The organism is Luteibacter sp. P1_D3, from assembly GCF_056406135.1.
This window is the reverse complement of the sequence record NZ_JBFUAT010000098.1, coordinates 1-1,030: the sequence shown is the minus strand read 5'-3', so window position 1 is coordinate 1,030 and position 1,030 is coordinate 1. Positions and strand designations below refer to the sequence as shown.

The window sequence follows — 1,030 nt, the reverse complement described above, 5'->3', positions numbered from 1 at the left end:
GACCCAGCCTGGGCTGGGCGAGGCATGGACATCGCTCTCGGCACAGCTTGCCGTGCCGGTGCTGGACCTGACCGCGACCTCGGCGTGGGCGGAGGAAGCGGACACCGACCTGGATCGTGCGGGGCTGACGCCCTCGCACCTGGCGTATGTGATCTACACCTCCGGCTCAACCGGTCAGCCCAAGGGCGTGATGGTCGAACATGGAAACGTCATTAGCTTGTTTGTTACAAGCCTCTCGATATTTTCATTTCGAGAAAGCGATGTCTGGGTTCTTCTCCACTCGTACGCATTCGACTTCTCGGTGTGGGAGATATTCGGAGCAATAACCACGGGAGCTCGGCTCATCGTTGCCGATCTTGCAGATGTACGATCGCCCGATCGTCTCTATCACCTAATAAATGAGCAACGGGTAACGATTCTGAATCAAACCCCATCTGCGTTCATGCAATTCATCAACGCTCAGTCGCAGACGCGTTCGTCCCATTACCTGAGGTACGTAATTTTCGGTGGGGAATCGCTCGAGTCCTCCACGCTTCTGCCATGGTGCAGACGCAAACAAAATAGTGGCACGAAGCTCGTGAACATGTACGGCATCACGGAAATTACGGTACATGCCACTGTGTGTGAGCTGCAACCGCTGGGCTTAACCCGTCACGGGAGCTTCGTCGGCCGTCCGATCGCAAACACGCGGATCTACATCCTGGATGGTCACGGTGAGCCGGTTCCGGTGGGTGTGGCCGGCGAGATCCACATCGGTGGTGCGGGTGTGGCACGGGGTTACCTCAACCGTGCGCAGTTGACGGCGGAGCGCTTTGTGGCCGATCCGTTCCACGGTGGACGGATGTACCGCACGGGTGATCTGGGCCGGTGGCGTGAGGACGGCACGATCGAGTATTTGGGTCGTAACGACTTCCAGGTCAAGGTACGTGGTTTCCGCATCGAGCTGGGAGAGATCGAGGCACGGCTGGCAGAGCAGGTCGGCGTACGCGAGGCGGTGGTGATTGCCCGCGAAGATCAGCCGGGCGATCGT

At 58.9% G+C, this 1,030-nt stretch carries 1 protein-coding gene; it reads left to right on the top strand.

Annotation, left to right across the window (positions count from 1 at the left end):
• Positions 1-1,030 (top strand): amino acid adenylation domain-containing protein (locus AC1DYM_RS23010; protein ID WP_477342373.1); only part of this gene is annotated, 1,030 nt, incomplete at both ends.